The following is a 6,521-nucleotide window of genomic DNA, read 5'->3' on the forward strand; positions in this document are numbered from 1 at the left end:
CCCCCCCCCCCCCCCCCCCCCCCCCCCCCCCCCCCCCCCCCCCCCCCCCCCCCTTTTAGATGTGTATAAGAGACAGTCGCAGGCCTACGTGCCGCTGCCTGGCGCCGCGCCAGCCGCCCCCGTGGCGCCCGGCGGTTGGCGCGACCGGCTGTTCGGAGCGCCGGCGGCGGCGCCGGCCGCCGGCCCCGGCTTTCTCGGCCAGGCGGCGAGCACCGCCGCCGGCGTGGCCGGCGGCATGTTCCTGTTCAACGGCCTGGAGAACCTGCTGGGCCGCCATGCCGGCACCGGCAGCGGCCTGCTGGAGGGCAGCAACGCCGGCATGTTCGGCGGCGCGCTGCTGCCAAAGGAGAGCGTGGTGCAGAACATCACCACCAATGACGGCTTCTTCCTGGACGACGATGGCAGCCGCGACGGCAGCGACGCCAGCGGCCTGCTGGACGACGACGGCGACAATCTGATCTGACGTCCCGGCCCGCGCCGCCCCTGAAAGGCCCCATGTCCTACGACGAGAACCAGCTTGCGCTGCCGCCCTCCTTCCACGCGCTGTACACCGACGCGCGCCAGCGCCTGAGCGCGCCGCTGCCGCAGGTGCAGGCGCGCTACGAGCTCTGTGAAGACCTCGCCCAGCACCTGCTGCCGCAGACACAGGTCAGCCGCGAGGATGGCCTGCGCCTGCAGCGCGAGACGCTGGCGGGCTACCGCCGCGTGCTGGCCACGCCCGAGGCGGGGCTGTCCGAGGCCGAAGCCGGCTGGGTCACCCGCCGGCTCGCGGAACTGCTGGACTGGCCGCCCGAGGCCGCCGACGCGCCCTGACCCGCCGCACATGACGGCCTGCGGCGAGATGGCTGCCCTCGCCGGTGGATGCGCCCGAACGCCCGCACCATGAAAAAACGCGCCCTCGGGCGCGTTTCTGCTGGCTGGGCGCGGCCGGCGCGAATTACTTCGCCGACACCACGCGCACCATCTCCAGGCACTTGTTGGAATAGCCCCATTCGTTGTCATACCAGGACACCACCTTGATGAAGGTCTTGTCCAGGGCAATGCCGGCGTCGGCGTCGAAGATGCTGGTGCGGGTGTCGCCGCGGAAGTCGGTGGCGACGACCTTGTCTTCGGTGTAGCCGAGGATGCCCTTGAGCGCGCCTTCGGACTGGGCCTTCATCTCGGCCTTGATCTCCTCGTAGCTGGCTTCGGTGTTGAGCTCCACCGTCAGGTCCACCACCGAGACGTCGGAGGTGGGCACGCGGAAGGACATGCCGGTGAGCTTCTTGTTGAGTTCGGGGATGACCACGCCCACGGCCTTGGCGGCGCCGGTGCTGCTGGGGATGATGTTCTCGAGGATGCCGCGGCCGCCGCGCCAGTCCTTGTTCGAAGGGCCATCCACGGTCTTCTGCGTGGCGGTGGCGGCGTGCACGGTGGTCATGAGGCCGCGCTTGATGCCCCACTTGTCGTGGAGCACCTTGGCGATGGGCGCGAGGCAGTTGGTGGTGCAGCTCGCGTTGGAGATGATGTCCTGGCCGGCGTAGGTCTTGCAGTTGACGCCGAAGACGAACATCGGGGTGTCGTCCTTGGAGGGCGCGGAGATGATCACCTTCCTGGCGCCGGCGGCGATGTGCTTGCCGGCCGAGGCCTTGTCGAGGAACAGGCCGGTGGATTCGATGACGACGTCGGCGCCGACCTCGTTCCACTTGAGGTTGGCCGGATCGCGTTCCTGCGTGAGGCGGATCTTCTTGCCGTTGACGATCAGGGTGCTGCCCTCGACCGCCACGGTGCCCTTGAAGCGGCCATGCACGCTGTCGTACTGGAGCATGTAGGCGAGGTAGTCGGGCTCGAGCAGGTCGTTGATGCCGACGACTTCGATGTCGCTGAAGTTCTGCACCGCCGAGCGGAGAACGTTGCGTCCGATGCGGCCGAAGCCGTTGATGCCGATCTTGAGGGTCATTGCCGTTTTTGCTCCTGGATGTGAAACCTGTGGGCGCGCCGCGCGGGGGCGGCGCGGCCTGCTACTTCTTCTTGCCCAGCACCTTGCGCACGGTGTCGGCAACGTTCTCGGGCGTGAAACCGAATTCCTTGAACAGCACGTTGGCCGGGGCCGACTCGCCGTAGTGGTCGATGCCGACCACGGCGTCGCAGCCGTACTTCCACCAGCCGTCGGTGGCGCCCATTTCCACCGCCACGCGCGGCAGGCCGGCGGGCAGCACCGACGTCTTGTAGGCCAGGTCCTGGCGGTCGAACACGGTGGTGCTGGGCACCGAGACCACGCGCACGGCGATCTTCTGCTGCGCCAGCAGCTCCTGCGCCCGGAGCGCGAGCTGCACTTCCGAGCCGGTGGCCAGGATCACGGCCTGGGCCTTCTTCTTCAGGCCGATGGCCCGGGGCTCGCGCAGCACGTAGGCGCCACGGCTGATCTCGCCCAGGTCGTCCTTGGGCGCATAGGGCAGGTTCTGGCGCGACAGCAGCAGGGCGCTCGGGCGGTGCTTGTTCTCGAGCGCGACGGCCCAGGCCACGGCCGTCTCGGCCGTGTCGGCGGGGCGCCAGACGTCCAGGTTGGGGATCAGGCGCAGGCTGGCGGCGTGCTCGATCGACTGGTGCGTCGGGCCGTCCTCGCCCAGGCCGATCGAGTCGTGGGTGAACACGTGGATCACGCGCAGCTTCATCAGCGCGGCCATGCGGATCGCGTTGCGGCTGTAGTCGCTGAAGGTCAGGAAGGTGCCGCCGTAGGGAATGAAGCCGCCATGCAGCGCGATGCCGTTCATGATGGCGGCCATGCCGAACTCGCGCACGCCGTAGTTGATGTGGCGGCCGCCGACCAGCGTGCCGACCGCGGATTCGGCCTGCACCACCTCGCCCTGGTCATCGAAGCGCAGCGCCGGCGTGCTCCGGGTGTTGGTCAGGTTGGAGCCGGTCAGGTCGGCGCTGCCGCCGAGCAGCTCGGGCAGCGCGGCGGTGAAGGCTTCGAGCGCGATCTGGCTGGCCTTGCGGCTGGCCACGGTCTCGGCCTTGGTGTGGGCGGCGATCACGGCGTCCACGGCGGTCTGGGCGAAGTGCCTGGGCAGGTCGCCGGCCATGCGGCGCGTGAACTCGGCGGCCAGCTCGGGGTAGGCGCCGGCGTAGGCGGCAAAGCGCTCGTTCCAGGCGGCCTCGGCCTGGGCGCCGGCGTCCTTGGCGTCCCAGGCGGCGTAGACTTCGGCCGGCACCTCGAACGGCGCATGGGGCCAGTCGAGCACGCCGCGGGTCAGCGCGATTTCCTCCGCGCCCAGCGGCTCGCCATGCGCCTTGGAGGTGCCGGCGCGGTTGGGCGAGCCCTTGCCGATGGCGGTCTTGCAGACGATCAGCGTGGGCTTGTCGTGCGAGGTTTTGGCGCTGGTCAGCGCGGCGGCCACCGCTTCGGCGTCATGGCCGTCGACCGGGCCGATCACGTTCCAGCCGCAGGCGCGGAAACGCGCCGGCGTGTCGTCCACGAACCAGGGCGCGACCTGGCCGTCGATGGAGATGCCGTTGTCGTCGTACAGCGCGATCAGCTTGCCCAGCTTCCACGCGCCGGCCAGCCCCACGGCCTCGTGGCTGATGCCCTCCATCAGGCAGCCGTCGCCCAGGAACACGTAGGTGTGGTGGTCGACGATGGCGTGCCCGGCACGGTTGAATTCCCGGGCCAGCAGCTTCTCGGCCAGCGCGAAGCCGACCGCGTTGGTGATGCCCTGGCCCAGCGGGCCGGTGGTGGTCTCCACGCCCGGCGTGTAGCCCACTTCCGGGTGGCCCGGGGTCTTGCTGTGCAGCTGGCGGAAATTCTTCAGCTCGCCGATCGGCAGGTCATAGCCGCTCAGGTGCAGCACCGCGTACAGCAGCATGGAGCCGTGGCCGTTGGACAGCACGAAGCGGTCGCGGTCGGCCCAGTGCGGGTTGGCCGGGTTGTGCTTGAGGTGGCGGCCCCACAGCGCCACCGCCATGTCGGCCATGCCCATCGGGGCGCCGGGGTGGCCGGAATTGGCTTGTTGGACGGCGTCCATTGCGAGTGCGCGGATCGCATTCGCCATGTGTTGAGAGTTGGCCATGAGGTGGGGCGGCGCGCGGCAGGCGCGGCAGTTGTCTAGCAAAGTCCGCGATTTTACCGGGGCCTTCGCCGGACGCATTCCAGGCGATCACCCCCGCTGCGCCGCGCGCATGGTTCCGGTGGCCCAGGCACGCCCCGATTCGGATAATCCGCATCCATGGCCTCCTCTCCTTTCCCTTCCCTGCCGGCGGGCGCGCTGGTCCTGGCCGCGGGCCGCGGCGAGCGCATGCGGCCGCTGACCGACCATTGCCCCAAGCCGCTGCTGCCGGTGCGCGGCAAGCCGCTGATGCAGTGGACGCTGGAGGCGCTGGCCGCCGGCGGCGTGCGTCACGTCGCGGTCAATACCGGCTGGCTCGGGGAGCAGATCGAGAGCCATTTTGGCTTGCAGCCCAGGTTAGACCTGGGTCTGTCGCTATCAATTTCATACTCACGCGAGCAGCAGGACTTCGGCTACGCACTGGAGACCCTGGGCGGCATCGTGCGCGCGCAGCCGCTGCTCGACGACGTGTTCTGGGTGGCCGCGGGCGACGTGCACGCGCCCGACTTCCCCTTCGCCGCGGCCGAGCGCGAGCGCTTCGCCGCCAGCGGCCGGCTGGCGCACCTGTGGCTGGTGCCCAACCCGGCGCACCGCCCGCAGGGCGACTTCGGCCTGGGCGCGGACGGCCTGGCGCTGAACCGGGTGGCCGACCCCGCGGCCCCGCGCTACACCTTCTCCACCATCGCGCTGTACCGGCGCGAGCTGTTCGAGCCGCCCTGGTGCGACATCCTGCCCGGCAACCCGCAGGGGATTGCCCGGCCGCTGGCGCCGCTGCTGCGCGCGGCCATGGACAATGGCCGCATCAGTGCGGCGCTCTACACCGGTCGCTGGACCGACGTGGGCACGCCCGAACGACTCGCCTCGCTCCACCACACGCCATGACCGACACCTCCCTCTATGCCGCGCGCCGCGCGCGCCTGGCCGCCGCGCTGGGCACCGACGGCATCGCCATCGTCCCCACCGCGCCCGAGCGCAGCCGCAACCGCGACAGCGACTTTCCGTACCGGCACGACAGCTACTTCTACTACCTGACCGGCTTTACCGAACCCAACGCCTGGCTGGTGCTGACCGGCGAAGGCCGCAGCACGCTGTTCTGCGCGCCCAAGGACCTGGAGCGCGAGATCTGGGACGGCTACCGCCTGGGCCCCGACGCCGCGCCGCAGGCGCTGGGCGTGGACGAGGCGGTGTCGGTCGCCGAGCTGGACAGCCGCCTGCCGCGCCTGCTGGAGAACCGCGGCGCGGTCTGGTACCCGTTCGCCACCCACGCCGGGCTGGAGACGCGCATCGACGGCTGGCTGGCCAAGGTCCGCGCGCGCGTGCGCCTGGGCGCGCTGTGCCCCGAGCAGCAGCGCGACCTGTGCGGCCCGCTCGACGAGATGCGTCTGGTGAAGGACGCGCACGAGCTGGCCCTGCTGCGCCGCGCCGGCCAGATCAGCGCCCAGGCCCACGTGCGCGCCATGCAGGCCTGCGCACGCCTGCTGCGCGCCGGCGAGGACGTGCGCGAGTACCACCTCGAAGCCGAGCTGCTGCATGAATTCCGCCGCCACGGCGCGCAGTTCCCGGCCTATACCTCGATCGTCGCCGCCGGCGCCAATGCCTGCGTGCTGCACTATCGCGCCGACGCTGCGCCGGTGCGGGCCGGCGAGCTGGTGCTGATCGACGCCGGCTGCGAATACGAGGGCTATGCCGGCGACATCACCCGCAGCTTCCCGGCCGATGGCCGCTTCACCGGCCCGCAGCGCGCGCTCTACGAACTGGTGCTGGCCAGCCAGAACGCGGCCGTGGCGGTGACCCGGGCCGGCAGCCGCTTCAACGACCCGCACGAGGCCACGGTGCGCGTGCTGGCGCAGGGCCTGCTGGACCTGGGCCTGCTCGACGCGGCCAAGGTCGGCAGCGCGCAGGACGTGATCGAGCAGCGCGCCTACTTCCCCTTCTACATGCACCGCACCGGCCACTGGCTGGGCATGGACGTGCACGACTGCGGCAGCTACGTGGAGCCGAGCGAGGCCGGCCAGGCGCGCGAGCGGCGCGACCCGCTGTCCGGCGAGATCGTCCAGGACCGTCCCAGCCGCATCCTGCGCCCGGGCATGGTCACCACCATCGAGCCGGGCCTGTACGTGCGCCCGGCCGAGGGCGTGCCCGAGCGGTTCTGGAACATCGGCATCCGCATCGAGGACGACGCCATCGTCACCGAAGAGGGCTGCGAACTGGTCACGCGCGGCGTGCCGGTGGAGGCGGATGAGATCGAGGCATTGATGCGCCCCTGACCGCGCGCTGGGCATGGCCGGCCCACACCGGTTTCGCACCGTTAGGGAAGCTCTGCGCAATGCGCTTTGAGATGTGCTGAGGCGGCCTGATAGAGCCAATTTGCAAACAAGTCCAGCCGTGCCGCGGTCTTTGGGCCCTTGCGGGCCTGTTTTTCGGCCATCAGGCCGT

General features: G+C 70.5%; 6 protein-coding genes. 4 read left to right on the plus strand and 2 right to left on the minus strand.

What is annotated here, in order from left to right; all coding sequences use genetic code 11:
- Both JHD63_RS21310 and JHD63_RS21315 read left to right on the plus strand, forming a co-directional pair.
- Window positions 1–463 (plus strand): DUF2076 family protein (locus JHD63_RS21310; protein WP_198972804.1); only part of this gene is annotated, 463 nt, incomplete at its 5' end.
- A 32-nt stretch (window positions 464–495) separates the two neighbouring features.
- Window positions 496–813 (plus strand): hypothetical protein, encoded by a 318-nt coding sequence (locus JHD63_RS21315; RefSeq protein ID WP_198972805.1) that lies wholly within the window; start codon window positions 496–498, stop codon window positions 811–813.
- Window positions 814–937: 124 nt separating this feature from the next.
- On the opposite strand, the gene gap is transcribed toward JHD63_RS21315, so the two are convergent.
- Entirely contained in the window at window positions 938–1,939 is a 1,002-nt protein-coding gene (gene gap, locus JHD63_RS21320; protein ID WP_198972806.1) for a type I glyceraldehyde-3-phosphate dehydrogenase, read from the minus strand.
- 61 nt (window positions 1,940–2,000) lie between these two features.
- Window positions 2,001–4,049 (minus strand): transketolase, encoded by a 2,049-nt coding sequence (gene tkt / locus JHD63_RS21325; RefSeq protein ID WP_198972807.1) that lies wholly within the window; start codon window positions 4,047–4,049, stop codon window positions 2,001–2,003.
- A gap of 156 nt (window positions 4,050–4,205) precedes the next feature.
- Here tkt and JHD63_RS21330 point away from each other — a divergent pair, with 156 nt between their 5' ends.
- Together JHD63_RS21330 and JHD63_RS21335 are read left to right on the plus strand one after the other, a co-directional pair.
- Window positions 4,206–4,967, plus strand: coding sequence for a nucleotidyltransferase family protein (locus JHD63_RS21330; protein ID WP_198972808.1), 762 nt, complete (start codon window positions 4,206–4,208; stop codon window positions 4,965–4,967).
- Window positions 4,964–6,352 (plus strand): aminopeptidase P N-terminal domain-containing protein, encoded by a 1,389-nt coding sequence (locus JHD63_RS21335; RefSeq protein WP_198972809.1) that lies wholly within the window; start codon window positions 4,964–4,966, stop codon window positions 6,350–6,352. Before JHD63_RS21330 ends, JHD63_RS21335 begins: the two co-directional genes overlap by 4 nt.
- The last annotated feature ends 169 nt before the right edge of the window (window positions 6,353–6,521 follow it).

The sequence above is a fragment of the Xylophilus sp. ASV27 genome (assembly GCF_016428875.1).
Lineage (GTDB): Bacteria > Pseudomonadota > Gammaproteobacteria > Burkholderiales > Burkholderiaceae_C > Xylophilus.

Bases quoted from the DNA above. Each gene is read 5' to 3' on its own strand.
- gap (WP_198972806.1), bottom strand. From the start codon at position 1,939: ATGACCCTCAAGATCGGCATCAACGGCTTCGGCCGCATCGGACGCAAC.
- JHD63_RS21315 (WP_198972805.1), top strand. From the start codon at position 496: ATGTCCTACGACGAGAACCAGCTTGCGCTGCCGCCCTCCTTCCACGCG.
- JHD63_RS21330 (WP_198972808.1), top strand. From the start codon at position 4,206: ATGGCCTCCTCTCCTTTCCCTTCCCTGCCGGCGGGCGCGCTGGTCCTG.
- JHD63_RS21335 (WP_198972809.1), top strand. From the start codon at position 4,964: ATGACCGACACCTCCCTCTATGCCGCGCGCCGCGCGCGCCTGGCCGCC.
- tkt (WP_198972807.1), bottom strand. From the start codon at position 4,049: ATGGCCAACTCTCAACACATGGCGAATGCGATCCGCGCACTCGCAATG.